The 24,305-nt window shown below is 73.0% G+C and carries 25 protein-coding genes and 1 tRNA gene; 11 read left to right on the top strand and 15 right to left on the bottom strand.

The features are described 5' to 3' along the window. Window positions 1-104 precede the first annotated feature (104 nt). The 4 genes from mshC to BLW14_RS25835 all read right to left on the bottom strand — a co-directional run bounded on the left by mshC (window position 105) and on the right by BLW14_RS25835 (window position 3,650). Window positions 105-1,334, bottom strand: a complete 1,230-nt coding sequence (gene mshC, locus BLW14_RS25850) for a cysteine--1-D-myo-inosityl 2-amino-2-deoxy-alpha-D-glucopyranoside ligase (RefSeq protein ID WP_093709569.1) — start codon at window positions 1,332-1,334, stop codon at window positions 105-107. A gap of 130 nt (window positions 1,335-1,464) precedes the next feature. Next, a complete protein-coding gene (locus tag BLW14_RS25845; RefSeq protein WP_093709568.1) occupies window positions 1,465-2,304 on the bottom strand; it encodes an SCO1664 family protein in 840 nt (279 codons plus the stop codon). Next, a complete protein-coding gene (locus tag BLW14_RS25840) occupies window positions 2,268-2,858 on the bottom strand; it encodes a DUF3090 domain-containing protein (protein ID WP_019521000.1) in 591 nt (196 codons plus the stop codon). Before BLW14_RS25840 ends, BLW14_RS25845 begins: the two co-directional genes overlap by 37 nt. A 93-nt stretch (window positions 2,859-2,951) precedes the next feature. Continuing rightward, window positions 2,952-3,650: a histidine phosphatase family protein gene (locus BLW14_RS25835; RefSeq protein ID WP_093709567.1), complete on the bottom strand. Its 699-nt coding sequence runs from the start codon at window positions 3,648-3,650 to the stop codon at window positions 2,952-2,954. 87 nt (window positions 3,651-3,737) lie between these two features. On the opposite strand from BLW14_RS25835, the gene corA reads away from it, so the two are divergent. Next, window positions 3,738-4,733: a magnesium/cobalt transporter CorA gene (gene corA / locus BLW14_RS25830; RefSeq protein ID WP_093709566.1), complete on the top strand. Its 996-nt coding sequence runs from the start codon at window positions 3,738-3,740 to the stop codon at window positions 4,731-4,733. A gap of 12 nt (window positions 4,734-4,745) precedes the next feature. On the opposite strand, the gene BLW14_RS25825 is transcribed toward corA, so the two are convergent. Both BLW14_RS25825 and BLW14_RS25820 read right to left on the bottom strand, forming a co-directional pair. Then, window positions 4,746-5,534, bottom strand: a complete 789-nt coding sequence (locus BLW14_RS25825; RefSeq protein WP_093709565.1) for a hypothetical protein — start codon at window positions 5,532-5,534, stop codon at window positions 4,746-4,748. Between the two features lie 302 nt (window positions 5,535-5,836). After that, on the bottom strand, window positions 5,837-6,886 hold the full coding sequence (locus tag BLW14_RS25820; RefSeq protein WP_093709564.1) for an LLM class F420-dependent oxidoreductase: 1,050 nt from the start codon (window positions 6,884-6,886) through the stop codon (window positions 5,837-5,839). Window positions 6,887-7,027: 141 nt separating this feature from the next. Between BLW14_RS25820 and BLW14_RS25815 the strand changes: the two genes are divergently transcribed. Together BLW14_RS25815 and BLW14_RS25810 are read left to right on the top strand one after the other, a co-directional pair. Beyond that, window positions 7,028-8,011, top strand: coding sequence for an aldo/keto reductase (locus BLW14_RS25815; protein WP_093709563.1), 984 nt, complete (start codon window positions 7,028-7,030; stop codon window positions 8,009-8,011). Further along, entirely contained in the window at window positions 8,008-10,359 is a 2,352-nt protein-coding gene (locus tag BLW14_RS25810) for a helix-hairpin-helix domain-containing protein (protein WP_093709562.1), read from the top strand. Before BLW14_RS25815 ends, BLW14_RS25810 begins: the two co-directional genes overlap by 4 nt. Before the next feature lie 85 nt (window positions 10,360-10,444). Here the strand turns inward: BLW14_RS25810 and BLW14_RS25805 are convergent, their stop codons facing one another. After that, window positions 10,445-11,104: a hypothetical protein gene (locus tag BLW14_RS25805; protein WP_093709561.1), complete on the bottom strand. Its 660-nt coding sequence runs from the start codon at window positions 11,102-11,104 to the stop codon at window positions 10,445-10,447. A gap of 47 nt (window positions 11,105-11,151) precedes the next feature. On the opposite strand from BLW14_RS25805, the gene BLW14_RS25800 reads away from it, so the two are divergent. Beyond that, window positions 11,152-11,340 carry a DUF5703 family protein gene (locus tag BLW14_RS25800; RefSeq protein WP_018103708.1) on the top strand — a complete coding sequence of 63 codons (189 nt, stop codon included), beginning with the start codon at window positions 11,152-11,154 and terminating at the stop codon, window positions 11,338-11,340. A 94-nt stretch (window positions 11,341-11,434) separates the two neighbouring features. On the opposite strand, the gene BLW14_RS35630 is transcribed toward BLW14_RS25800, so the two are convergent. The 3 genes from BLW14_RS35630 to BLW14_RS25785 form a co-directional block, all read right to left on the bottom strand. Continuing rightward, the gene (locus BLW14_RS35630) at window positions 11,435-12,193 is read right to left on the bottom strand and encodes a chaplin (protein WP_093709560.1); all 759 of its coding nucleotides are present in this window, start codon (window positions 12,191-12,193) and stop codon (window positions 11,435-11,437) included. A 135-nt stretch (window positions 12,194-12,328) separates the two neighbouring features. Beyond that, window positions 12,329-12,562: a chaplin ChpH gene (chpH, locus tag BLW14_RS25790; RefSeq protein ID WP_018103706.1), complete on the bottom strand. Its 234-nt coding sequence runs from the start codon at window positions 12,560-12,562 to the stop codon at window positions 12,329-12,331. A gap of 143 nt (window positions 12,563-12,705) precedes the next feature. Then, on the bottom strand, window positions 12,706-14,040 hold the full coding sequence (locus BLW14_RS25785) for a M20/M25/M40 family metallo-hydrolase (protein ID WP_093709559.1): 1,335 nt from the start codon (window positions 14,038-14,040) through the stop codon (window positions 12,706-12,708). A 182-nt stretch (window positions 14,041-14,222) separates the two neighbouring features. On the opposite strand from BLW14_RS25785, the gene BLW14_RS25780 reads away from it, so the two are divergent. From BLW14_RS25780 to BLW14_RS25765, 4 genes are all read left to right on the top strand, one after another. Beyond that, window positions 14,223-14,310 (top strand) — tRNA-Leu (locus BLW14_RS25780). Window positions 14,311-14,482: 172 nt separating this feature from the next. Continuing rightward, window positions 14,483-15,547 (top strand): hypothetical protein, encoded by a 1,065-nt coding sequence (locus BLW14_RS25775; RefSeq protein WP_093709558.1) that lies wholly within the window; start codon window positions 14,483-14,485, stop codon window positions 15,545-15,547. Beyond that, the gene (locus BLW14_RS25770) at window positions 15,544-16,749 is read left to right on the top strand and encodes a hypothetical protein (RefSeq protein WP_177154098.1); all 1,206 of its coding nucleotides are present in this window, start codon (window positions 15,544-15,546) and stop codon (window positions 16,747-16,749) included. Before BLW14_RS25775 ends, BLW14_RS25770 begins: the two co-directional genes overlap by 4 nt. A 76-nt stretch (window positions 16,750-16,825) precedes the next feature. Further along, window positions 16,826-17,761, top strand: coding sequence for a pseudouridine synthase (locus BLW14_RS25765; RefSeq protein WP_093709557.1), 936 nt, complete (start codon window positions 16,826-16,828; stop codon window positions 17,759-17,761). Between the two features lie 5 nt (window positions 17,762-17,766). Here the strand turns inward: BLW14_RS25765 and BLW14_RS25760 are convergent, their stop codons facing one another. From BLW14_RS25760 to BLW14_RS25750, 3 genes are all read right to left on the bottom strand, one after another. After that, on the bottom strand, window positions 17,767-18,396 hold the full coding sequence (locus BLW14_RS25760; RefSeq protein WP_093709556.1) for an MBL fold metallo-hydrolase: 630 nt from the start codon (window positions 18,394-18,396) through the stop codon (window positions 17,767-17,769). Then, on the bottom strand, window positions 18,396-19,481 hold the full coding sequence (locus BLW14_RS25755) for an S-(hydroxymethyl)mycothiol dehydrogenase (protein WP_093709555.1): 1,086 nt from the start codon (window positions 19,479-19,481) through the stop codon (window positions 18,396-18,398). Before BLW14_RS25755 ends, BLW14_RS25760 begins: the two co-directional genes overlap by 1 nt. 105 nt (window positions 19,482-19,586) lie before the next feature. Beyond that, on the bottom strand, window positions 19,587-20,288 hold the full coding sequence (locus BLW14_RS25750) for a FadR/GntR family transcriptional regulator (protein ID WP_093709554.1): 702 nt from the start codon (window positions 20,286-20,288) through the stop codon (window positions 19,587-19,589). 142 nt (window positions 20,289-20,430) lie between these two features. On the opposite strand from BLW14_RS25750, the gene BLW14_RS25745 reads away from it, so the two are divergent. Next, window positions 20,431-20,940 carry a gluconokinase gene (locus tag BLW14_RS25745; RefSeq protein ID WP_093709553.1) on the top strand — a complete coding sequence of 170 codons (510 nt, stop codon included), beginning with the start codon at window positions 20,431-20,433 and terminating at the stop codon, window positions 20,938-20,940. An 11-nt stretch (window positions 20,941-20,951) separates the two neighbouring features. After that, window positions 20,952-22,349, top strand: coding sequence for a GntP family permease (locus BLW14_RS25740; RefSeq protein WP_093709552.1), 1,398 nt, complete (start codon window positions 20,952-20,954; stop codon window positions 22,347-22,349). Here the strand turns inward: BLW14_RS25740 and BLW14_RS25735 are convergent. Further along, a complete protein-coding gene (locus BLW14_RS25735) occupies window positions 22,335-22,988 on the bottom strand; it encodes a cytochrome b/b6 domain-containing protein (protein WP_256332879.1) in 654 nt (217 codons plus the stop codon). The two genes, BLW14_RS25740 and BLW14_RS25735, sit on opposite strands and share 15 nt — an antisense overlap. Then, window positions 22,960-23,757, bottom strand: coding sequence for a molybdopterin-dependent oxidoreductase (locus BLW14_RS25730; protein ID WP_093709550.1), 798 nt, complete (start codon window positions 23,755-23,757; stop codon window positions 22,960-22,962). The genes BLW14_RS25735 and BLW14_RS25730 overlap by 29 nt, the downstream gene beginning before the upstream one ends. A 110-nt stretch (window positions 23,758-23,867) precedes the next feature. Here BLW14_RS25730 and BLW14_RS25725 point away from each other — a divergent pair, with 110 nt between their 5' ends. Then, a complete protein-coding gene (locus tag BLW14_RS25725) occupies window positions 23,868-24,305 on the top strand; it encodes an ASCH domain-containing protein (protein WP_093709549.1) in 438 nt (145 codons plus the stop codon).

The raw sequence follows: 24,305 nt of genomic DNA, 5'->3' as shown, positions 1-24,305 counted from the left end.
CCGAGCATTTGACCATGGACAAAACGGAACCGGCCCCGAACTTCATGAAGAAGTCCGAGGCCGGTGAAGTCGGCTGCTACGACGGAGAGTTACGAAGGAAGCGGTTAGAGCGCGACACCGAGGAGCGCGTCGACGGTACGGGAGACGAGGCCGGGGGCCCCCTCGTCCGTGCCGCCCTCGGCGCTCTGCCGTTCGGCCCAGCGGTCGACGGCGGCCAGGGCTGCCGGGGCGTCCAGGTCGTCGGCGAGGGCCGCGCGGACCTCCTCGACCAGGGAGTCGGCGGACAGCCCGTCGGGGCGGGAGACGGCGGCGCGCCAGCGGCCGAGCCGGGCCACCGCGTCGGCGAGCACCTGGTCGGTCCACTCCCAGTCGGAGCGGTAGTGGTGGGCGAGCAGGGCCAGGCGGATCGCGGCCGGGTCCACACCGTCGCGGCGCAGTGCCGAGACGAAGACGAGGTTGCCCTTGGACTTGGACATCTTCTCGCCGTCCAGGGCGACCATGCCGGCGTGCACGTACGCCTGGGCGAAGGGGTGCTCACCGGTGAGCACCTGGGCGTGCGAGGCGCCCATCTCGTGGTGCGGGAAGGCGAGGTCGGAGCCGCCTCCCTGGACGTCGAAGCCCATGCCGAGGTGGTCCAGGGCGATGGCCACGCACTCGATGTGCCAGCCTGGCCGGCCGGCGCCGAGGGAGCCGCCGTCCCAGCTGGGCTCGCCCTCGCGAGCGGCCATCCAGAGCATCGGGTCGAGCGGGTTCTTCTTGCCGGGGCGCTCCGGGTCGCCGCCGCGTTCGGCGGAGAGCAGGCGCATCGCCTCGGCGTCGAGGTTGGAGACCTCGCCGAAGTGCGGGTCGGTGTCGACGGAGAAGTAGACGTCGCCGTCGAGTTCGTAGGCGGCGCCCGCGTCGCGGAGCCGTTCGACGAGCGGCACGATGCCGGGTATCGCCTCGACGGCCCCGATGTAGTGGCGCGGCGGGAGCATGCGCAGGGCGGTCATGTCCTCCCGGAACAGGGCCGTCTCGCGCTCGGCGAGCTCGGTCCAGTCCTGTCCGTCGCGCACGGCCCGCTCCAGCAGGGGGTCGTCCACGTCCGTCACGTTCTGGACGTAGTGGACCTGCCGCTTGGTGTCGAGCCACACGCGCTGCACGAGGTCGAACGCGTTGTAGGTCGCCGCATGACCCATATGGGTCGCGTCGTACGGCGTGATGCCGCAGACGTAGATGCGGGCGACGGGACCGGGGTCAAGGGTGATCCGTCCGCCGGTCGCGGTGTCGTGGATCCGAAGGTCGCGGCCCTTGCCGGGCAGGGCGGGGACCTCAGAAGCGGGCCAGGCATGCATGCCACGAGCGTAACCGGATGCGGCTTCCGGATACGAACCGGAGGGGCGATCCTGACCGAAGAGGCACTCTTGCGCCCCGGTCCCGGACGTGCATGCGGACATGCCGCGACGCCGGGCCCGGGCACGGGTGTCAGACGGGTGGCCAGGGGATGGCGGGCCATTCGCCGCTCGGCTCCCGGTGCAGCCCGCTCGCCCGCAGGGCTTCCACGCGGGCCCGCAGGGCGTCGATCTCGGCCGCCGTGATGAGTTCGGCCAGCCGGGTGACCAGGGCGGCCCCGGGCTCCAGTTCCGCGGCCAGCCGGTCGAGGACCTCGACGGCCTCGGCGGTCAGGGGCTCGCCCGCCCAGCCCCACAGCAGGGTGCGCAGCTTGTCGTCGGCGTTGAAGGTCACGCCGTGGTCGATGCCGTACAGCCGGCCGCCGGGTGCGGGCAGCAGGTGCCCGCCCTTGCGGTCCCCGTTGTTGATCACCGCGTCCAGCACGGCGAGCCGGCGCAGCCGGGGGTCGTCCGCGTGCACCAGCAGGGCGGTCTTCCCCTCGCCCACCTCGGCGAACGCCACGGCCTTCCAGCCCTCGCCGGGCTCCTCCTCCTCGACGAGCGCGAGCAGCCCGGGCTCGTCCTCGCCCGGCTCCTCGGCCTCGATCCAGAGCTGGCACATGCCCCGGCCGTACGGCCCGTCCCGCAGCACGGTGGGCGGTACCAGTCCCCAGCCCATCGCCTCGGAGATCTCGTAGGCGGCCACCTCGCGCTGGGCGAGGGTGCCGTCCGGGAAGTCCCACAGCGGCTGTTCGCCGGCCACCGGCTTGTACACGCAGTACGCCTCGTCGCCCTCGTGGGCGACGGAGCAGTACAGCACCGCGTTGGACGCCCCGCGGACCTGCCCGAGGACGGTGAGCGTGCCCTCGGCGAGCAGGGCGACCCGCTCCGCGTCGGTCAGGCGCCCCGGCGGTATCCGTTCTGGCGCGGGCATACGTGTCCTTCCGGGTCGAGCGGCAGGCTGCACAGGGGGCACGGCGGGCGGCCCGCGTTCACCACGTCCAGGGCGCGCTTGGCGAAGGCGCGGGCCTGGGCGCCGGTGAGCCGGACGCGGAGCATCGGCGGGCCGTTCTCCTCGTCCTGGAGCAGCCGCTCCTCGGCCTCGGCGAGGTCCTCGACGGAGTCGGCGTCCAGTTCGACCAGGGCCTGGGCCTCGACGATCATGCGCTGCTCCTCGCCGTCCCAGGCGAGCGCCATGGTGCCGACGCGGAACTCCTCCTCGACCGGGTTGTCGAGGGGCGCGGTGTCGGTGACGTCCGTCGGGGCGACGGCGGGCACCGGGGAGTTGCCGCCGGTGCGGCGTACGACCTCGTCGAGCAGTTCGTCGACGCGCTCGGCGAGGGCGGCGACCTGGGTCTTCTCGAGGGCCACGCTGGTGACACGTCCGCCTGAGGATGCCTGCAGGAAGAACGTACGGCGTCCAGGCAGCCCGACCGTACCGGCCACGAAGCGGTCCGGCGGGTCGTAGAGGAACACCTGACGGGACACGTCCTGTCTCCCTTGAGAGTCGACGGCGGATGAGGGTGGGGCCGGAGCCTCGGAAAGCGTTCTACGGCGCGTCCACCCTACTGCGCGCGGCGATCACGGCGCCCCAGCGCCGCCCCCTACCGCCGCGTCCCGTCCGGCGCCGGTGTCCGGGCCGGGTTCGCGGGGCGCGAGTCCGGCGAGGTCGCCCGTGTCGCCGAGGCGCAGCAGATAGGGGCGCAGCCGGGTGTAGCGGATCGCGGTGACCGAGCACGGGTCGGCGTGGACGCGCTGGAAGAGGTCCAGATGCATGCCGAGCGCGTCGGCGACGAGGGACTTGATGATGTCGCCGTGCGAGCACATGACGTAGACGGCGTTCTCGCCGTGCTCCGCCTCGATCCGCGCGTTCCACTCCCGTACGGCGTCGACGGCGCGGGCCTGCATCGCGCGCATCGACTCGCCGCCGGGGAACGCGGCGGCGGAGGGGTGCTGCTGGACGACGGTCATCAGCGGCTCGTCGGAGAGTTCGGCGAGCTTGCGGTCCGACCAGTCGCCGTAGTCGCACTCGCTGATCCGCTCCTCGACGTGCAGCGGCAGGTCCGGGCGGGCGTCCAGCAGGGGCGCCAGGGTCTCCCGGCAGCGTTGCAGGGGGCTGGTGACGGCTGCGGCGAGCGGCAGCGCGGCCAGCCTTCCGGGGAGCGCGGCGGCCTGCGCGGCGCCGCGTTCGTCGAGGGCGACTCCGGGCGTCCGGCCCGCGAGCACTCCGGCCGTGTTGGCGGTGGAGCGTCCGTGGCGTACGAGGATCAGGGTGGGCATGCGTTCCAGCGTACGGGCCCGCTCCGGCTTCCCGGCGGGCGCGCGACACCCCGGCGGAGGTGCATACCGGGGCGTAAGCAGGGAACAATGCGCGCCGTGATTGTCGACTGCGCCATCTACCGCGACGGACGCCGCACCGAGGGCCCCGCCGACTTCTCCGACGCCCTCGCCGAGGCGCGGGAGTCCGGCGACGCGTTCCTCTGGATCGGCCTGCACGAACCGACGGAGAAGGAGTTCGACCTCGTCAGCAACGAGTTCGGGCTGCACCCGCTGGCGGTGGAGGACGCCCTCTCGGCCCACCAGCGGCCGAAACTGGAGGTGTACGACGACTCGTTGTTCGCGGTGATCAAACCGGTCCTGTACGACCACGACAGCGACGCGGTCACCACGCACGAGCTGATGGTGTTCATGGGCGACTCCTTCGTCGTGACCGTGCGGCACGGCGAGGGCGCGCCGCTGGCCGCCGTACGCCGCCGCCTGGAGGCCGATCCGGAGGTGCTGAAGCACGGGCCGACGGCGGTCCTGTACGCGGTGAGCGACGCGATCGTGGACCACTACATAGACGTGGCGGGCGAGCTCCAGGTCGACCTGGAGGAGCTGGAGACCCAGGTCTTCGCGCCGAGCGGTACGGACGACTCCAAGAACACCGCGGCCCGCATCTACACCTTCAAGCGCCAGGTGCTGGAGTTCCGCCGGGCGACGGTCCCGCTGAGCGCGCCGATGGCCCGGCTGGCGAGCGCCGGGGTGCCCTTCGTCCAGGAGCACGCCCAGCCGTTCTTCCGGGACGTGCAGGACCACCTGACCCGGGCCAACGAGCAGGTGGAGGGTCTTGACCGGCTGCTGTCCGACATCCTGTCCGCGCATCTCGCGCAGATGGGGGTGCGGCAGAACGACGACATGCGCAAGATCTCCGCCTGGGCGGCGATGGCCGCGGTGCCGACGATGGTCGCGGGGATCTACGGGATGAACTTCGAGCACATGCCGGAGCTGCGGTGGGTCGGGTCGTACCCGGTGGTACTGCTCCTGATGGCGGGGGCGGTCGTGGGCCTGTACCGCCAGTTCAAACGGCGCGGCTGGCTCTGACGCCCCGGGCTCTCACGCGTACTCGGGCGCCGGCGTCGCGGGTCCGCCGAGGGCGTCGCGCCGGGCGGGCGGGGCCAGGCTGACCATGCGCCGCCAGCCGCCGAGGCGCTCGTACGCGTACATGGCGTGGATGCCCGCGGCGAGCACGGCGGCCTTCGCGCGGGACCAGCCGAGCACCCGGCCCATGTGGTCCATGACGGCGAGGCTGACGTCGCGGTAGACGCGGATCTCGGCGAGCGCGCACTCGCGCAGGATGTGCTGGATCGTGCGGCCGTGCCCGGCCCGCGCGAAGCGCAGCAGCTCCTCGTGGCAGTACGCGAGGTGATTGTCCTCGTCGTTCGAGATCATCCGCACCGCGCGGCCGAGCTCGGGGTGGTCGGCGAAGTGCTTGTTCAGCAGCTGCATCTGCTCGGAGGCGCGCTGCTCGGTCACCCGGCTGTGGGCCAGATAGGTGATGATGTCGCGCTCGGTCAGGGGCTCGTCGCGGCCGAGCTGCTCGTGCGCGAGGCCGATGCCGTGCCGTTCGAGGAGCATCGTGTAGTCGGTGTCCGGCGGGACGGGCGCGGGGGCCAGGCCGCGCTTCCTGAGCAGGGCGTTGAAGATCCTGCCGTGCTTGTCCTCGTCGGCCCCGTGCCGGGCGATCTTGGGGGCCAGCGGGCGCTGGCTCACGGGGACGAGGGCCGCGATCCGGCCGTTCTCCCAGCCGCCCTGGGACTCGCCGCTGGCCGCGATGGAGCAGAACAGCCGGAACGAGTCGTCGTTGTCGAGGATCTCCTGGAACAGGTTCTTTGCCGAGAGCATCACTGCCACCTCCGTGCCGGCGTCGCCGAGCGCCAGTCAAATGCGCCCCGCCGGGACGGGCAACAGGAGCCGTCGGCGACTGGGCCGAACGGGTGCCGCCCGGGAGCGGTGCACGGGGCCGTGCGCGCGGGGCCACCGCGGGCGAACCGTTTTTGCGTGGACCCGTAACCCGGCCGTGCCGCCCGCGTTGTTCCCCGTGACGGCCGTGGCGGGGAGGACCCCCGAGCCCCCACCACGGCCGCGGAACGTCTCTCGGGTTACGCGAGTGCCTCTCCCCGCCTCACGCGAGCCCGGCGTCCCGCCTACGCGAGCCCCGCGCGCTCCAGCGCGTCCGTGCCGGCCCGGAGCGCGGCGATCCGCTCGTCGAGCGTGAAGCCGGCCGGGGCCAGGGTCAGCGTCGTGACCCCCACCTCCGCGTACGCCTGCATGCGCTCGGCGATGCGGTCCACGGAGCCGAGCAGCGTGGTCTGGTCGATCAGCTGGTGCGGGACGGCGGCCGCCGCGCCGCTCTTGTCGCCGGAGAGGTACTTCTCCTGGATCTCGGCGGCCTCCTTCTCGTACCCCATGCGCTGGGCGAGCCGGTTGTAGAAGTTCTGCTTGGCGCTGCCCATGCCGCCGACGTACAGCGCGGTGTACGGGCGGAACATGTCCGCGAGGCCGGGGATGTCGTCACCGACGGCGAGCGGGACGGTCGGGCAGACGTCGAAGCCCTCCATCGTCTTCCCCGCCTTCTCCCGGCCGGCCCGCAGGTGGCTGATCGCGGTCTCCTCCAGGTGCTCGGCGGACGGGAAGATCAGCAGCGCGCCGTCGGCGATCTCGCCGGTCTGCTCCAGGTTCTTCGGGCCGATCGCGGCGATGTAGAGCGGGATGTGCTCGCGCTGCGGGTGCACGGTGAGCTTGAGCGGCTTGCCCGGGCCGTCCGGCAGCGGGAGCGTCCAGTGCTCGCCTTCGTACGACAGCCGCTCGCGGGTCATCGCCTTGCGGACGATGTCCACGTACTCCCGGGTGCGGGCCAGCGGCTTGTCGAACTTGACGCCGTACCAGCCCTCGGAGACCTGCGGACCCGACACGCCGAGGCCGAGGCGGAACCGGCCGCCGGACAGCGAGTCGAGCGTGGCCGCGGTCATGGCCGTCATCGCGGGCTGGCGCGCCGGGATCTGGAGGATCGCCGAGCCGACGTCGATGGACTCGGTCTGCGCGGCCACCCAGGCCAGCACGGTGGGGGCGTCGGAGCCGTACGCCTCGGCCGCCCAGCAGACGTCGTAGCCGAGCCGGTCGGCCTCCTGCGCGACGGCGAGGTTGTCGCCGTCCATCCCCGCGCCCCAGTAACCGAGATTGATGCCGAGCCGCATAGCCGAACCCCTTACTGATCAGTAACGTCCCTGAGTTCCGGACTCTAGCGCGCGTGGGTGCGATCCGGCAGGGGGCCGCCCCCACGCCGGTTGTCCACAGCCCTGCGACGCGTGCGGCCGTGGCCAGTAATCTCAGCGCCCATGGAGCAGAGGCATCTGGGCCGCACCGGCCTTCGAGTGTCCCGGATCGGGCTCGGCACCCTCACCTGGGGCCGGGACACCGACGAGCACGACGCCGCCGAGCAGCTGAAGGCGTTCTGGGAGGCGGGCGGCACCCTGGTCGACACGGCCGACGTGTACGGCGGCGGCGAGGCCGAGTATCTGCTCGGGCGGCTCGTGGACGGGCTGGTGCCGCGGCGCGACCTGGTCATCGCGACCAAGGCGGGCAGCGTCGCCGACCCGCACCGCAGGGTCGACGGCTCGCGCGGGCACCTGCTCGCGGCCCTCGACGCCTCGCTCGGCCGGCTCGGCACGGATTACGTGGACCTGTGGCAGCTTCACGCGTTCGACCCGGAGACCCCGCTGGAGGAGACGCTCCAGGCGCTGGACCTCGCGGTGTCCTCCGGGCGGGCACGCTATGCCGGGGTGTCCGGCTTCTGCGGCTGGCAGCTGGCGAAGGCCGCGACCTGGCAGCTGGCGGCGCCCGGGACGCGGACCCGGCTGGCCGCGACGCAGATGGAGTACTCGCTGCTCCAGCGGGGCGTCGAGCGCGAGGTGCTGCCCGCCGCGCTCGACCTGGGCGTGGGGCTGCTGCCCTCGTCGCCGCTGGGCCGGGGCGTGCTGACGGGCAAGTACCGCACGGGGACGCCGTCCGACTCGCGCGGCGCGTCCGAACTGCTGGCCCCGTTCGTCGAGCCGTACCTCGACGACGCGGCGAGCCGCATCGTGGACGCCGTCACGACCGCCGCGGAGGGGCTGGCCACGTCCCCCGCCCAGGTCGCGCTTGCCTGGGTCAGGGACCGGCCCGGGGTGGCGGCGCCGATCGTCGGCGCGCGCAACGCGCAGCAGCTGACGGAGGCGTTGTCAGTGGAGACGCTTAGTCTTCCTGACGAGATCTGCCAGGCGCTCGACGACGTGTCGGCGCCCGTGCACCGCTATCCCGACCAGGACTGGAGCACGCTGTGACCGCGCAACCCCGGGGCGAATCCCCCGGCCCCTCGCCCGACGCCCCCGTCACCACCACGGACGAGCCGCGCCCCGTCGGTACGGGGGCCGGCGCGGTGGCCGGCGACGGTGCGGTGACGGACGGCGCGACGGACAGCCCCGCCGTCGCCGACGACGCGCCGGCCGGCTCCGGCGCGGAGGAGGCCGGCCCGGGCGACGCGCGGGACGGCGCGGCGGCGGACGAGGGCGCACCTGACGACGGCGATGCGCGTGTCGGCGGCTCGTCGGGCGGTGACGAGGCACCGGATGCTGGCGCCGACGCCGACGCCGGCGGGCAGGGCGGCGCCGAAGGCGCCCCCGTGTTGTCCGAGGCCGAGGCCGAGCTCGCCGCTCAGCGGGAGTTGCTGGAGCGGATCGAGAAGCGGAAGGCCGAGAAGGACGGGCCGATCGATGCCGGGGGGAAGCTGAGCGGTACGGCGGCCGATCTCCTGGCCGCCGTGCGCGCGGTGGAGAGCGGGCAGAAGCCCGCCACCGCGTTCTACGACTCCCCCGCCCCCACACCCGCCCGCCGGACCACCCCGGCCCCCGAACCGGTACAGCGGCGGGCCCCCGAGCCCGCTCCGGCACCCCGGGCCGCCCCGCCCGAGGCCGTCGACGCGGTGGCGGCCGTCCTCTCCAGCGGCGGCGCCCCCGCCGCCCTGTCCGGGCCCGCCGCGAGCCTGCTCGGTGAGCGTGCCGGCGAGATCCTGCGCGAGGACCCCTGGCAGCTGCTGGCCCTGCCCGGCGTCGGCCCCGACCAGGCGGACGGCTTCGCGCGGGCGCTGCTCGGCGCGGCCGCCGGCCCGGACGACGAGCGGCGCACCGCCGCGCTGACCGGCTGGCTCCTGGAGCAGGCCGCGCTCCGGGGGCACACCGCGCTCGACGCCGACCAGGTGCGTACGGCACTCGGCGCCCGGGGGGTCACCGACCCCGCCGCGGCCGTGCAGCACGCCATCGCGGAGGGCGTCGTACTGGTCTTCCAGGACGCCCCCGAGGAGTCCGGCGAGGCGCAGGAGGAAGAGGCACAGGAAGAGCCCGAGGCGCCCGTCGCGCCCGTCGAAGTACTGCTCGGCCTCGACCGGTACGCGCTGGCGGAGGAGAGCCTCGCCGACGGTCTGGCCCGGCTGGTCAACGGCGGCGACAAGGACGCGGACTGGTCGCAGACGGCCTCCGCCGCGCCCTCGCCGTCGGCCGCCGAGCTGATCCGCGCGGCCGCCGCGCACGGCCTCGTCGCGCACACGGGCGGCGAGGCGGCCCGCGCCGAACCCGCCGCGCTGATCGCCGCCGCCCGGGGGCTCGGCCTGCGGGCCCTGGGCGCGGCACACAGCGTGGACGGCCGCGGGCGCCTCGCGCGGGACACGGGCGCTCCCGAGGCGGCGGTGACGCTCGCCGGGCTCCTGGCGGGCACCGAGGGCCCCGGACGGGACGAGGAGGGGGCGCTCGCCCTCGACCTGCTCGTCGTGCTGGACGCGCCCCAGCTGGACGTGGAGACCGGCGCGATGCTCGTGGAGTCCCTGGCTGACGGCACCCGCCTGGTGCTCAGCGGCGACCCGGGCGTGCTGGGCTCGGCGGGCGCCGGACAGGTGTTCGCCGATGTGCTGGCCGCCCGCGCCTGCCCCCGCGTCGTCTCCCGCACCCCGGACGCCGGACCGATCGGCGAGCTGGTCTCGGGCATCGGCATCGGCGAGCTGAACCAGGTGGAGGCGCCGGGCAAGGAGGTCGTCATCGTCCCCGTGCGGGACCCGGGCGAGGCGGTGCACCGCACCGTGCAGCTCGTCGCCGACTCGGTGCCGCGCGCCATCGGGGTGCCGTCCGCCGACACCCAGGTCATCACCGTCGGCCACGGCGGCCCCGCGGGCACCCGGGCGTTGAACGAGGCGCTGAAGCAGCGGCTCAACCCGGGCCCCGGCCGCTTCGGCGGCTTCGACCCGGGCGACCGGGCCGCCCACGTCCCGGCGCCGGGGCGGACGGTCCCCGGCGTGGTCGTGTCGGCGGACGCGGAGGGCCTGCACCTGGACTGCGCCGGGACCCCGGTCGTCGTACCGCAGGAGCAGGTCGCCGGGTCCGTGCGCCACGCGTGGGCGCTCAGTGCCCATCAGGCGGCGGGGATGCGGTGGCCGGCCGCGGTCGTGGTGCTGCCGGGCGACGCGGCGCGGGGACTGACCAGGCCGTGGGTCTACACCGCGTTCGGCCGGGGCGAGCGCCACCTGTCCGTGGTGCACGGGGTCGACCAGGCCCTGCCGCGCGCGGTGGCCGAGGTGCCCGCCCAGGAGCGCACCACACGGCTGCGGGCGCTCCTGGAGGCCTCGCAGGAGTCCCGGGAGCAATGACGGCAACCAAGGCAACCCGGAGGGCCCCCGCAGACGCCTGAAGCGTTCGCGGGGGCCCTCCGGCCGTTCCCGGGGCGGGCGGCGGTCAGCCGACGTTGTGCGCCGGGCCCTCCGGTTCGTCGTCGAGGTCGTCCTCGTCGAAGACGGCGCTGACGTCGAAGCGGCAGACCACCAGCTGCGGGTCCGCGTCGTCGAAGGGGGCGGCCAGCCACTCCCCCGCCTCCGGCAGCTCGTCCGCCGCGGCGACCCAGAGCGTGGAGTCGCCCTCCTCCAGGCCGAACTCCGTGTGCCGGGAGGCGATCTCGTCCGCCTCGTACTCGCCGAAGAGCACCCCCAGCGCCGCGTGGACGCTGCCGCCGACGACCGCCGCGCCCGAGCCGTCCCGGTCGTCCGGGTCCGCGTCGGCGAGGCGCTGTGCCTGGGCCAGCAGCCGCTGGGGCTCCACCACCGCGTAGTCGCGGCGGATCAGCACGCTGAGCGCGTGCGGCTCGTCGGGTCCGTTGTAGGGCGGCAGGGAGTCCTGCTCGCCCGGGATCTCGAACGGGGTGACCTCGTCGTGGCGGTCGTAGAGGAGTTCGTCGTAGGCCTCGGCCGCGGCGGCCAATGCGTTGAACGCGTCGTAGACAGCGGGATCATCGTCCCCCGACCGGCGTTCGACCGCCGCGAGGTGGTGGTCGATCGCGGCTTTGACCGCATCGGCGGCGGCGCGTACCTCGGCAGCGGTGGGCTGCGCAGCATCAGACATGGGGCAGACGCTATCCGTACCGGGCCCTTGCCCGCACAATGGATTCGATGCCGGAATACGAATTTGTCGATGTGTACGTACCACGCGGGGTGTCCCGGAAGGACACGGCCCGCCTGTTGACCGACCATGCCGAGTACGGGCACTGGGAGCTGGACCGTCTGACACTGCGCCGGGACGGCAGCCGCCGCGTGCGGCTGCGCCGCCGGATCATCCGTCAGCTGCGGGCCACGTGGTGAGCCGGACCGACCGGCCACAGCCCGTCCGAGCACACGAAACGGGCCCCGCGGTGACCGCGGGGCCCGTTCGCCCGTCCTGTCGCGCCCGCTGCCGTCAGGCGGCGGCCTTGGCGCGGCGGTAGAGCACCGTGCCCGCGCCGGCGAGCAGCAGGCCCGCGCTCGCCGGGATGAGCACGTCGAGGCCGCCCGCGCCGGTGTGGGCGAGTTGCGGCGCCTCCGGCGGGGTCTGCGGCTCCGGCACGTTCGGGACGTGCGGCTCGGGAGTCGGCGGGGTGACGTGGCGGACCGGGGGTTCCGGAACGTCGACCGGCGGCGTGCTCTCGTTCTCGCACTCGTTGCCGAACGTGGGGTTCAGCAGGCCGACGACGTCGATGCTGTTGCCGCAGACGTTCACGGGAATGTCGATGGGCGCCTGGATCTGGTTGCCCGAGAGCAGACCGGGTGATCCGTGCGTGTACCCCTCCGCGGTGGCCCCGCCCCCGTTGTCACCGGAGGCCCGGTGCTTGCCGGTGCCCCCGTTCGCCCCCTGGCCGCGCTCGACGGCGTGGTTGCCGCCGTGGTTGCCGGACGTGCCCGACGCGGAGTCGTGCTTGCCGGCGGACGCGCCGCCCGAGCCGTTCCGGCAGGTGTTGCCGAAGGACGGGTTGAGCAGCCCGACGACGTCCACGGAGTTTCCGCAGACGTTGACCGGCACACTGACCGGAACCTGCACCGAATTCCCTGAAAGCACCCCCGGGGAATTCGAGGCGCCGCCGGACGCTCCCGCGTCGGCGTGCGCGTAACCGCCGCCGAGGGCGAGAACGCCGCCCGCGGCCGCCATGGTGATCAGGCCTTTTCGCGTGACCTGTCGCATAGGTGTTTCCTGCCTTCTACCTTCCGGAGTACCCCCGGACTACCGTGCGGAGGCAAAGGACCCGACGGCCCCGGGGCACATGGAGTGCGCTCCGGGGCCGAGCGGGCTCAAACCCTTACGGGTTGACGCGCAACGTCAGTCGTTGACGCAGACGTTGCCGAAGGCCGGGTTCAGCAGCCCGATCACGTTGATCGTGTTGCCGCACACGTTCACCGGAACGTGGACGGGAACCTGGATGACGTTGCCCGAGATGACGCCGGGGCTGCCGATGGCAGCACCCTGGGCGCCCGAGTCGGCGACGGCCATGCCGGCGCCGGCGAGCACGAGGCCACTGGTGACAGCCGCGGCGGCGGCAATCTTCTTGATCATGTTTCCTCCTAGTTGGCAAAGCGCGGTCCCAGCCGCGGACCGCATCACCTGTAACGAGGAGGGGGTGACGGGGCTACGAGCCAAACGCTCCATTCACTCGTTCCGGTCATAGGCGTACACCCTGGCGAATTACTCCGCGGGGTTCAGCTGTGATCGATGAAACGGTCCAGGACCCGGGCGCCGAACTTCAGGCCCTCGACCGGAACCCGCTCGTCGACGCCGTGGAACATGCCCGCGAAGTCGAGCTCCGGCGGCAGCTTCAGCGGGGCGAACCCGAAGCAGCGGATACCGAGATCGTCGAAGGACTTCGCGTCCGTGCCGCCCGAAAGCATGTACGGGACGGCGCGGGCGATCGGGTCCTCGGCCTTGAGCGCCGTCTGCATGGCGTCCACGAGCGCGCCGTCGAAGTCGGTCTCCAGCGCCTTGTCCCCGTGCACGTCCTCGCGCCGGACGCGCGGGCCCAGGATGCGGTCGAGGTCGGCCAGGAACTCCTCCTCGTACCCCGGCAGGAAGCGCCCGTCGACGTGGGCGGTGGCCTGTCCGGGGATCACGTTGACCTTGTAGCCGGCGCCGAGCATGGTCGGGGCGGCGGAGTTGCGCAGGGTGGCGCCGACCATCTTGGCGATGCCGCCCAGCTTGGCCAGGGTGGCCTCCATGTCCTCCGGGTCGAGCGGGGTGCCGAGCGCGTCCGAGAGCTCGTCCAGGAAGGAGCGCACCGTCTTGGTCACCCGCACCGGCCAGGTGTGCCGACCCAGCCGGCCGACCGCCTCGCACAGCTCGGTGATCGCGTTGTCGTCGTTGGTCATGGAGCCGTGTCCCGCCGTGCCGTCCACGGTCAGCCGCATCCAGTGCATGCCCTTCTGGGCCGTCTCGACGAGGTAGAGCCGCAGATTCTCGTTGACGGTGAACGAGAAGCCGCCGACCTCGCCGATCGCCTCGCTGACGCCCTCGAACAGGCCGGGGTGCTTGTCCACGAGGTAGCGGGCCCCGTACGTGCCGCCCGCCTCCTCGTCCGCGAGGAAGGCCAGCACGATGTCGCGCGGGGGCTTGCGGCCGCTGCGCATGCGCTCGCGCACCACCGCGAGCGTCATCGCGTCCATGTCCTTCATGTCGACCGCGCCCCGGCCCCACACGCAGCCGTCCGCGATCTCGCCGGAGAACGGGTGGTGCGTCCAGTCGTGCGCGTTGGCCGGGACGACGTCGGTGTGGCCGTGGATCAGCAGGGCCGGCCGGGACGAGTCCTCGCCCTCGATCCGCGCCACGGTGGAGGCGCGGCCCTTGTGGGACTCGAAGATCTTCGGTTCGAGCCCGACCTCCGCGAGCTTCTCGGCCACGTACTCGGCGGCGGCCCGCTCGCCGGGCCCGGAGTGGTCGCCGTAGTTGCTGGTGTCGATCCGGATCAGGTCACGACAGAGGTCCACCACCTCGTTCTCGGCGGTCTCGCCCGAGCCGCTCCGGGCCGCATTGCTCTCGCTCACGCTGGTTCCTTCCCTGTCGCCGTGGTGCTCCCTCCCATCCTCCATCGCCGGGCCCGCGCACCCAAGGGGCCCCGTGCCTCGTCATGCGGCCTTCACCCGGGAGCGGGCGTGATCGAGCACCCTCCAATGTTTGCTATGGTTTTCCACGTCGGAACGGGCGAGGCCCGCGAGACAGACACCTTGTCCGGGTGGCGGAATGGCAGACGCGCTAGCTTGAGGTGCTAGTGCCCTTTATCGGGCGTGGGGGTTCAAGTCCCCCCTCGGACACCAACGAGAGGCCCACGGTTCCCAGGAACCGTGGGCCTCTCGCGTTGTGTGCGGCATCGGCAACCGGGGTCCTTCCGCGCCCAATTGGGTCCACGACCCCTCCTGCGCCGGGCTGCCGGCGGCGTCGTAGCATCGACGTTTTACGTGATCTTTACTGCGTCACCAGGGGGCTGTGATGGGCATCGGCAGGCGAAAAGCCGCGGTCGTCGCCGGGGTGGTGGCCGCGGCGGTGGTGGCGACGGGCACCACCCTGTGGGCGACGGACAGCCGGCCCTTCCGAGACAGCTACTGCTGGGGCGCGTGGGAGCAGAACAGCGGGCCGTCCTTCCTGGGCGACGAGGCGCTGCGGAAGTCCGGCTCCGAGCGCCGCTCCACCGAGTCCGCGGCGCCCTCGGCAGCCCGCCCGCAGGGGACCTGCACGGTGGCCGTCGGCTCCGAGGTCGAGGACGACGACTCCGACGAGCCGCTGGCCTTCGAGGAGTCGGTGACCCTGGAGTTCGGGCCCGTACCCGCCGAGGTGAGGGAGCACCGGGACTGGCTGGCCCGGTTCTTCCACGGATCGGCCTCCCCGCTGCCGGACGGGCTCGACGGGCTGGTGGCCGGGGACCGGGGGATGCTGGTGCTCCCGTCGTCCTGCGACCGGGACGGCTCGCCGACCGTGGTGACGATCCGCAGCGAGAGCACCGGCGACGGCCATCTCGGCAAGGTCGCCGTGCCGTTCACGATCGGCACCCGCGCCGATGTCCTGCGGATGCTGCTCGACGCCGCCAACACCGGTATGGACAAGGCCGGGTGCGCACCCGCACAGCCTCTGCGGAGCAGCTCCCCGATGGTCACGGTGGCCGAGGACGAGGAGTCCGCCGGGTCACCGCTGTGCCGGATACCGGGGATGCGCTTCGAGTACGGCGACCGCTCGCGCTACAAGGAGCAGGTGGGCGCGGTCACCGACCGGCTGCAGACGTGCTCGGTGGTGTGGAAGACCCTGCGGATGCCCGACGAGCCGTCCGCGCAGTACGTGATGGCGAACGGGAGCCGGCTGGCGGACCTGTTCAAGGGCATGCCGGAGGGCGCCGGGCAGGGACTGGTGCGCCGCGGCTGCGACGGGCGGCGGACGGTGTTCTACGGGCATGTGGAGGCCGGTCTCCAGGACCGGGGGCACCCCTCCGACCAGCAGGTGTTCAACCGCTTCGTCGAGTCCGTGGGCAAGCGCATCGGGTGCGGAAGCGGTGAGGGCGCGTGAGCGAGAAGATCAACGAGGAGATCGACGGCGCGCCGGGCGGGGAGACGCCCGTGACGGACGCCGAGGCGCTGGCCGCACCCGCCCCGGCCGCACCGGAGGAGCCGCGGCCCTCGTTCGTCCGCCGGCTGCTGCGCAGCCGTACCGCTCGGGCCGCCACCGTCGCCGCGCTGGCCGGGGCGCTCGTCGGCGCCGGTGCGGTCGCCTGGCGCACGGACACGCTGCCGCTGCTGGGGCCCTCCCCCTGCTGGGACTCGCTGGGTTCCGGTTCCATGGACGCGCTGTTCGGGGACCGCGAAACCGTGGTCGACGAGCAGTCGCTGCGCACCGACCCGATGGGCGACGGCGGCGCGTACGGACAGTGCCGCATCACCGGTTACGACGGCGACCGGGCCCGCCGCCAGGTGACGGTGGACGTCCGCCGGCTGGACGGCCTGCGGGGCACCGACGCGCAGGACTGGCCGAGCGAGTTCCTGGCCTCGGGCATGGTGCCGCTCGGCGAGGGGCTGCCGGGCATGACGTCCTCCACGCGCGCCTGGATCGCACTGCCGCAGGCGTGCACGGGGCGCGACGAGTTCACCGGGCCCACGGTGGTGGACATCGGCATGGGCCGGGCGGGCTTCGAGGTCTCCCGCGAGTACACGCTGCGCGACCGCAACGCCCTGACCGGGGCGCTCATCGACGCGGCCAACGGCGTCATCGAGGAGTTCGGCTGCTCCGGCCGGTACCGCGAGCCGCGCGATCTGCCGGCGCCGGTGGAGTGGGTCGAGACCGATCCGTCCGCCTTCTGCGGGATCAAGGGCCTGACCCTGCCGGCGGCGTACCGGGAGGAGCTGGACGAGACCCGCGTCGGCGGCGAGGGCGGCCCCGCCCGGGTCTGCGAGGCGGGGGCCTCCTTCCGGGAGGCGTCCGTGCGGCTGACGACGGTGGAGGACCCGGCGCTGGCGGAGATCTACTCCTGGGACTCGTTGCGGTCCGGTGCGCCCGTGACGGGCAGCCGGGGCTACGGCAAGGCCGGCGGGAACCGGGCGGTGTACCGGGCGATCTGCCAGACCGGCCCGGTGATCTTCGTACTGGAGCAGCTGCGTCCGGCGGGCAGGGGCGACCGGTTCACCTTCACCCGTGACCTGCTGCCGGCCTACGCGGCGGCGGAGGCCGAGCGGATCGGCTGCGCCCCGCAGAAGCTCACGTTCGCCTCGTCCTGAGCCGTCCCGGGGTCCGTGAAAGGATGCCCGGCACCATGAGAACGAGCAGTTTCCCGGTGCCGGGCGGGAGTCCCCGGTGAGGGGCCGGGCGAAGCCGCCGCCGTCGCCGCTCCCCCAGCGCGACGGCGTCGACCCGGTGCGGGTGCGGCTTCCGGCCGACCCGGAGGGCCGGTGGGCGACGGTCGGGGACCATCTCCTCGACCGGTTCTCCGGGGCGATCGGCGCGGACCGGGTGCAGGCACTGCTCGCCGGGGGCCGGTTCGTGTCGACGGCGGGCCCGGTCTCCGGCGACGAGCCGTACACGGCGGGGCGCTACCTCTGGTTCCACCGGGACTTCGCGCCGGAGGAGCCGGTGCCGTTCCCGGTGGGGGTGGTGTACCGGGACGCGCGTCTGGTCGTCGCGGACAAGCCGCACTTCCTGGCGACGATGCCGCGTGGCCGGCACATCACCGAGACGGCGGTGGCCCGGCTCCGCCGCGACCTGGACCTGCCGCGACTCCAGCCCGCGCACCGGCTGGACCGGCTGACGGCGGGGCTGGTGCTGTTCGTGGTGCGGCCCGGGGACCGGGGGGCGTACCAGACGCTGTTCCGGGACCGGCTGGTGCGCAAGGAGTACGAGGCGGTGGCCCCGTACGATCCGGGGCTCGACCTGCCTCGTACGGTGCTCAGCCGGATCGTGAAGGAGCGCGGGGTGCTCGCGGCGCGCGAGGAGGCCGGGGAGGCGAACAGCGAGAGCCGGATCGAGCTGTCGGCGCACCGGGGCGGGCTCGGCCGCTACCGGCTGCTGCCGGCCACCGGGCGTACGCACCAGCTGCGGGTCCATATGAACAGCCTGGGCCTGCCGCTGGTCAACGACCCGGTCTACCCGGCGGTCCTGCCGGACGCGGCGCCGGGCGACTTCTCGCGTCCGCTGCAACTGCTCGCCCGGGTGCTGGAGTTCACCGATCCGGTCACGGGAGAGCCGCACCGCTTCGAGAGCGGGCTGCGGCTCTCCGCGTGGCCGGATCAGTAGGACCCTCAGTGGCCCCGGGCGATCCACTCGTCGAGGTGCGGGGCCTCCGCGCCGATGGTGGTGGGGTCGCCGTGCCCGGTGCGCACCTCGGTCGCCGGGTCCAGGGTGAGCAGCCGGTCCCTGATCGAGTCGACGATCACCGGGAACGACGAGAAGGACCGGCCGGTGGCGCCGGGGCCGCCCTGGAAGAGCGTGTCCCCGGTGAAGACGGTGGCCAGCCCGGGGGCGTACAGGCAGACCGCGCCGGGGGCGTGGCCCGGGGTGTGCAGCACGGTCAGCGTGGTGCCCGCGACGGTGATCTCCTGGCCGTCGGCCAGTTCGCCGTCGGGGGCACGGTCCGGGTGGGTCTGCTTCCACAGCGGCAGGTCGTCCGGGTGGAGCAGGACCGGCGCGCCGGTGGCGTCGGCGAGGGCCGGGGCGGCGTCGATGTGGTCGTTGTGCGCGTGGGTGCAGATGATGGCGCGCAGCGTACGGCCGCCGAGGGCGTCCTCGATCGCGGTGGCGTCGTGGGCGGCGTCGATGACGACGGCCTCGGTGTCGTCTCCGACGATCCAGACGTTGTTGTCGACGTCCCACTCGCCGCCGTCGAGGGCGAAGGTGCCGGAGGTGACGAGGTGGTCGATGCGGGCGGTCATCAGAACACCACCACCGAGCGCAGGACGTCGCCGTCGTGCATCCGGCCGAAGGCCTGCTCGATGTCGCCGAGGCCGATGGTCTCGGTGACGAACGCGGCGAGGTCCAGGCGGCCCTGCTGGTGGAGGTCGATCAGCATCGGGAAGTCGCGGGAAGGCAGGCAGTCGCCGTACCAGGAGGACTTGAGCGACCCGCCGCGGCCGAAGACGTCGAGCAGCGGGAGTTCGAGCTGCATGTCGGGGGTGGGGACGCCGACGAGGACGACGGTGCCGGCGAGGTCGCGGGCGTAGAAGGCCTGCTTGTACGTCTCCGGGCGGCCGACGGCCTCGATGACGACGTCGGCGCCGTTGCCGCCGGTCAGCTCGCGGATGGCCTCGACGGGGTCGGTGGACCGGGAGTTGACGGTGTGCGTGGCGCCCATCGACTTCGCCGTCTCCAGCTTGCGGTCGTCGATGTCCACGGCGATGATCTTCGCCGCCCCGGCCAGCCGGGCGCCCGCGATCGCCGCGTCGCCGACGCCGCCGCAGCCGATGACAGCGACCGAGTCGCCGCGGCCGACCTGGCCGGTGTTGATGGCGGCGCCGATGCCCGCCATGACGCCGCAGCCGAGCAGCCCGGCGACCTCGGGGGCGACCTCCGGGTCGACCTTGGTGCACTGGCCGGAGGCGACGAGGGTCTTCTCGGCGAAGGCGCCGATGCCCAGGGCCGGGGACAGCTCGGTGCCGTCGAGCAGGGTCATCTTCTGCTTCGCGTTGTGCGTGTCGAAGCAGTACCAGGGGCGCCCGCGCAGACAGGCGCGGCACTGGCCGCACACCGCACGCCAGTTGAGGATCACGAAGTCGCCCGGGGCGACGTCGGTGACGCCCTCGCCGACGGACTCCACGACACCGGCGGCCTCGTGGCCGAGGAGGAAGGGGAACTCGTCATTGATCCCGCCCTGCTTGTAGTGCAGGTCGGTGTGGCAGACGCCGCACGCCTGGACCTTCACCACGGCCTCACCGGGGCCGGGGTCCGGGATGACGATCGTCTCGACGCGCACCGGTTCGTTCCTGCCCGGTGCGATGACCCCTTGTACGTGCTGCGGCATTCCCGTGGACTCCCTTTTCCCGACTCTTCACTGAGACCGGTGCTCCCGGTTCGTGGCCGGGATCGATCACGGGCAACGGTACGCGGTGCCGGGCGGCGGGCGGGCTCAGGGCGCGAGCACGTCCAGCTCGTGCAGGGCGCCGACGGCGATCTCCTTCGTCAGGCGCTCGGCGTCGGCGGCGTCGCCCGCGCGTACGGCCTCGGCGAGCCGGACGTGGAGGGTGACGGCCGCCGGGTCGGGGTCCTCGAACATCACCTGGTGGTGCGTGCGGCCCGCCAGGACCTCGGCGACCACGTCGCCCAGGCGCGCGAACATCTCGTTGCCGGAGGCGTTGAGGACGATGCGGTGGAAGGCGATGTCGTGCGCGAGGTAGCCCTCCAGCTGCTGACCGCGCGAGGTGGCGACCATGCCGAGGGCGCGCTCGGTCAGCTCGGCGCACTGCTCGGGGGTGGCGTTGCGGGCGGCGAGCGAGGCGGCGACCGGTTCGATCGCGGAGCGCAGGACGGTGAGGGAGCGCAGCTGGCGGGGGCGGTCGGCGCCGGCCAGCCGCCACCGGATGACCTGGGGGTCGTACACGTTCCACGCCTCGGCCGGCCGTACGGTCACGCCGACGCGGCGGCGGGACTCGACCAGGTGCATCGACTCCAGGACCCGGATCACCTCGCGGACCACCGTGCGCGAGACGTCGAAGCGCCGCGCCAGCTCGTCCGTGCGCAGCACCTGGCCGGGCGGGTGCTCCCCGGCGGCGATCTCCAGGCCCAGGGCGTCCAGGACATGCGTGTGGAGCCCCTGGGCAGGTGTGGTCATGGCCCCAGGGTACGGGGCACCCTCCGAAGCCATTAAGTACGACGTTTATGTCACACCCTCTTGAATAAGTCGTACGTATAGGTTTCAGTGGCGCGACGGACCGATGTCGAGGAAGACATCGCAGAGACAGCGAGGCACCGCAATGAGCACCCCCCACGTCGTCGTGGTGATGGGCGTGGCAGGGACCGGCAAGACCACGATCGGCCCCCTGCTCGCCGCCGCACTGGGCGTTCCGTACGCCGAGGGCGACGACTTCCATCCCCCCGCGAACATCGCCAAGATGTCGGCCGGCACCCCGCTGGACGACGCGGACCGGTGGCCCTGGCTCGACGCGATCGGGCAGTGGGCGCACGGCCGGGCGGGGCTCGGCGGGGTCGTCAGCAGCTCCGCGCTCAAGCGCGCCTACCGGGACCGGCTGCGTGCCGAGGCCCCGGGCGCCGTCTTCCTGCACCTGACCGGCGACCGCTCCCTCATCGAGGAGCGGATGGCGGCCCGCAAGGGCCACTTCATGCCGACCGCGCTCCTCGACTCGCAGTTCGCCACCCTCCAGCCCCTGGAGGACGACGAGGCCGGCGTCTCGGTCGACGTCTCCGGCACCCCCGAAGAAATCACCCAGCGAGCCGTCGCCGCGTTGCGCCGGCTCGACAGCTAAGGACCACCACCGTGACCAGTCTCAGCGTCGAGACGCTGGCAGCGGACGCCGTCGAACCGATCACCTCGGCCGGCAACGCGCAGTTGGGCATCGCCGTCCTGGCGGGCATCGCCGTCATCGTCCTGCTCATCACCAAGTTCAAGATGCACGCGTTCCTCGCGCTCACCATCGGCTCGCTGGCGCTCGGCTCCTTCGCCGGTGCCGCGCCGGCGAAGACGATAGCGAGCTTCACCGCGGGCCTCGGCTCCACCGTCGCGGGCGTCGGCGTCCTGATCGCGCTCGGCGCGATCCTGGGCAAGCTGCTCGCGGACTCCGGCGGCGCCGACCAGATCGTCGACACGATCCTGGCGAGGACCAGCAAGCGGGCCATGCCGTGGGCGATGGTCCTCATCGCCTCGATCATCGGCCTGCCGCTGTTCTTCGAGGTCGGGATCGTGCTGATGATCCCCGTGGTGCTGCTCGTCGCCAAGCGCGGCAACTACTCCCTGATGCGCATCGGCATCCCGGCCCTGGCCGGCCTGTCCGTGATGCACGGGCTCATCCCCCCGCACCCCGGCCCGCTCGTCGCGATCGACGCGCTCGGCGCCAACCTGGGCGTCACGCTGGCCCTCGGCGTGGTCGTCGCGATCCCGACGGTGATCCTCGCCGGTCCGGTCTTCTCCCGTTACGCCGCCCGCTGGGTGGACATCGAGGCGCCGGACAAGATGATCCCGCAGCGCCCCTCGGAGGACCTGGAGCGCCGCCCCGGCTTCGGCGCCACCCTCGCCACGATCCTGCTGCCCGTCGTGCTGATGCTCGTCAAGGCGCTCGTCGACATCGTGGTGGACGACCCGGAGCAGGGGCTCCAGAAGGTCACCGATGTGATCGGCTCGCCGCTGATCGCGCTCCTCGCGGCCGTGATCGTCGGCATGTTCACGCTGGGCCGGGCCGCCGGTTTCACCAAGGGCAGGCTCTCCACCACCGTGGAGAAGTCCCTGGCCCCGATCGCCGGTGTGCTGCTCATCGTGGGCGCGGGCGGCGGCTTCAAGCAGACGCTGATCGACGCGGGCGTGGGCCGGATGATCCTGGACTTCTCCGAGGACTGGTCGATCCCCGCGCTGCTGCTCGGCTGGCTGATCGCCGTGGCGATCCGGCTCGCGACCGGCTCGGCGACGGTGGCGACGATCTCGGCGGCCGGTCTGGTCGCCCCGCTGGCGGCCGACATGTCGACCTCCCACGCGGCCCTGCTGGTCCTCGCCGTCGGCGCGGGCTCGCTCTTCTTCAGCCACGTCAACGACGCCGGGTTCTGGCTGGTGAAGGAGTACTTCGGCATGGACGTGGGACAGACGGTGAAGACCTGGTCGGTGATGGAGACCATCATCTCCGTGGCCTCGCTGGTCTTCATCCTGCTGCTGTCACTGATCGTCTAGCCGGTCCCGCCCGCCGGGCACCCACAGCGGGTGCTCGCGGCGGGCCCACTCCCCGCCCACCGACCCGGAGCGCATGCCGCGGCGTGCCTCCGGGTCGGCGTACGCCATGGCGACGTGGCCGGCCAGCACGAGGCCGGCGGCGAGGGCCAGCCAGTCGTGGACGAAGGTCGCGGCGGTGCGCCACACCAGCGGGGCGAAACCGGTGAACCACATCAGGAGTCCGGTGCCCGCCATGACGAGCACCGCCCCGGCGATCCACGCCGCGTACAGCTTCTGCCCGGCGTTGAACTTCCCGGCCGGCCGCGCCCCGGGCCGCCGGTCGCGCCGGAGCACCGCCCGCAGCCACCGCCGGTCGTGCGCCCCGAAGCGGTTGAGCCGCCGCAGGTCCGCCCGCAGCGACCGCGCCGCGAGGCCCGCGAGCAGCGGTACGGGGATCAGCAGTCCGGACCACTCGTGCACGGTGACCACGAGGTGGCGGCGGCCGACGAGCTCGGCGAGCTGCGGCACGTACAGGCAGGCGGCCGAGGCCACGCACAGCAGCATCAGCGCGGCCGTCGCCCGGTGCACCAGGCGTACCGGGCGGGCGAACCGGTGCACCCGGCCCGCCGGTTCAGACGGTGGGGGCGTCGTCGCGGCCATTGGACCGGCCGACCCAGGCGTCGACGTCATAACCGAGCTTCTCCCAGTATCCGGGGCGTACGGAGTCCGTGACGGTGATCCCGGAGAGCCATTTCGCCGACTTGTAGAAATACATCGGGGCCACGTACAGCCGCACCGGCCCGCCGTGGGCGTGCGACACCGGCCCGTCGTCCATCCGCAGTGCCACGAGCACGTCGGCGCGGCGGGCCTGGGCGAGTGTCAGGCTCTCGCTGTAGGTGCCGTCGAAGCAGGTGAAGCGGACGGCCTTCGCCCCGGACCGCACGCCGGCCGCGTCCAGCAGAGCGGAGAGCCGTACGCCCTCGAAGGCCGTTTCCGGCACCCGCCAGCCGGTGACGCACTGGACGTCCCGGACGATCCGGGTCTGCTCCATGCGCCGCAGCGTGTCCAGCGTGTACGTGGCCGGGCGGTCGACGAGCCCGTCGATCCTCAGCCGGTAGTCGGCCGCCCCCTTGGCCGGTACGGAGGAGGCGACGGAGTAGTAGCGGAAGCCGCCGCCGTTGGGCAGCAGGCCGGTGAGCCCGGTGGGGTCCTTGCCCGCGACCGCGCCGAGGCCCGATTCGAGCGTCCGTTGCAGGACGGGCGCGGCGACGAGTCCGGCGGCGCCGAGGCCCAGCATGCCCAGGACCACGCGGCGGCCGACGGGCGCGCCGACGCCGTCCGGGCCGTCGTCGGGTGGGCCGTCGTCGGGTGGGCCGTCGTCGGGTGGGCCGTCGTCGGGTGGGCCGTCGTCGGGTGGGGAACTGTTCACCCGACGATTCGAGCACCCGGGGCGCCCGGGCGCCAGGGGCGGCGGCGGGCCGTCACCGTCCCGTCAGATTTGCCACGCGGCTGTCCGGGGCCCGATGCCAGACTGGCGCCATGGAGAACCGTGAAGCGCTCAAGCCCTTCCTGCTCGCCTTCCCGGGGCCGCTGCGCGACCAGTTGGTCGCCGCGGTCCTGGACGGGCGCAAGGTGTCGACCTCCGGCCTGCTCGTGGAGTACGAGATCGAGCAGGAGGAGCTGCCCCCGGTCGGTGAGCGGTCCGCCCTCATCGACTCGGACGGCCGGGAGATCGCCGTACTCGAAGTGACGGAGGTCCGCGTGCTCCGGCTGGCGGACGTGGATCTCCAGCACGCGCTGGACGAGGGCGAGGGCTATGCCTCGGTCGCCGAGTGGCGGGCGGGGCACGAGCGGTTCTGGCACAGCGAGGAGATGCGGGACGCGCTCGGCGACCCGGAGTTCGCGGTCGACGACGACACGATGATCGTCGCCGAGCGGTTCCGGGTCGTCGAGCGCATCGGCCCCCGCAAGGGCTGA

Origin of the sequence: Streptomyces sp. 2131.1 (genome assembly GCF_900105515.1) — a bacterium.
Taxonomy (GTDB): Bacteria; Actinomycetota; Actinomycetes; order Streptomycetales; family Streptomycetaceae; genus Streptomyces; species Streptomyces drozdowiczii.
This window is presented reverse-complemented; position numbering and strand designations above follow the sequence as displayed.

Excerpts from the sequence above, each read along its gene's own strand:
- mshC (WP_093709569.1), bottom strand. The coding sequence starts at position 1,334 with ATGCATGCCTGGCCCGCTTCTGAGGTCCCCGCCCTGCCCGGCAAGGGC.
- BLW14_RS25845 (WP_093709568.1), bottom strand. The coding sequence starts at position 2,304 with ATGCCCGCGCCAGAACGGATACCGCCGGGGCGCCTGACCGACGCGGAG.
- BLW14_RS25835 (WP_093709567.1), bottom strand. The coding sequence starts at position 3,650 with ATGCCCACCCTGATCCTCGTACGCCACGGACGCTCCACCGCCAACACG.
- corA (WP_093709566.1), top strand. The coding sequence starts at position 3,738 with ATGCGCGCCGTGATTGTCGACTGCGCCATCTACCGCGACGGACGCCGC.
- BLW14_RS25825 (WP_093709565.1), bottom strand. The coding sequence starts at position 5,534 with ATGCTCTCGGCAAAGAACCTGTTCCAGGAGATCCTCGACAACGACGAC.
- BLW14_RS25820 (WP_093709564.1), bottom strand. The coding sequence starts at position 6,886 with ATGCGGCTCGGCATCAATCTCGGTTACTGGGGCGCGGGGATGGACGGC.
- BLW14_RS25815 (WP_093709563.1), top strand. The coding sequence starts at position 7,028 with ATGGAGCAGAGGCATCTGGGCCGCACCGGCCTTCGAGTGTCCCGGATC.
- BLW14_RS25805 (WP_093709561.1), bottom strand. The coding sequence starts at position 11,104 with ATGTCTGATGCTGCGCAGCCCACCGCTGCCGAGGTACGCGCCGCCGCC.
- BLW14_RS25800 (WP_018103708.1), top strand. The coding sequence starts at position 11,152 with ATGCCGGAATACGAATTTGTCGATGTGTACGTACCACGCGGGGTGTCC.
- BLW14_RS35630 (WP_093709560.1), bottom strand. The coding sequence starts at position 12,193 with ATGCGACAGGTCACGCGAAAAGGCCTGATCACCATGGCGGCCGCGGGC.
- chpH (WP_018103706.1), bottom strand. The coding sequence starts at position 12,562 with ATGATCAAGAAGATTGCCGCCGCCGCGGCTGTCACCAGTGGCCTCGTG.
- BLW14_RS25775 (WP_093709558.1), top strand. The coding sequence starts at position 14,483 with ATGGGCATCGGCAGGCGAAAAGCCGCGGTCGTCGCCGGGGTGGTGGCC.
- BLW14_RS25760 (WP_093709556.1), bottom strand. The coding sequence starts at position 18,396 with ATGACCGCCCGCATCGACCACCTCGTCACCTCCGGCACCTTCGCCCTC.
- BLW14_RS25755 (WP_093709555.1), bottom strand. The coding sequence starts at position 19,481 with ATGCCGCAGCACGTACAAGGGGTCATCGCACCGGGCAGGAACGAACCG.
- BLW14_RS25750 (WP_093709554.1), bottom strand. The coding sequence starts at position 20,288 with ATGACCACACCTGCCCAGGGGCTCCACACGCATGTCCTGGACGCCCTG.
- BLW14_RS25745 (WP_093709553.1), top strand. The coding sequence starts at position 20,431 with ATGAGCACCCCCCACGTCGTCGTGGTGATGGGCGTGGCAGGGACCGGC.
- BLW14_RS25735 (WP_256332879.1), bottom strand. The coding sequence starts at position 22,988 with ATGGCCGCGACGACGCCCCCACCGTCTGAACCGGCGGGCCGGGTGCAC.
- BLW14_RS25725 (WP_093709549.1), top strand. The coding sequence starts at position 23,868 with ATGGAGAACCGTGAAGCGCTCAAGCCCTTCCTGCTCGCCTTCCCGGGG.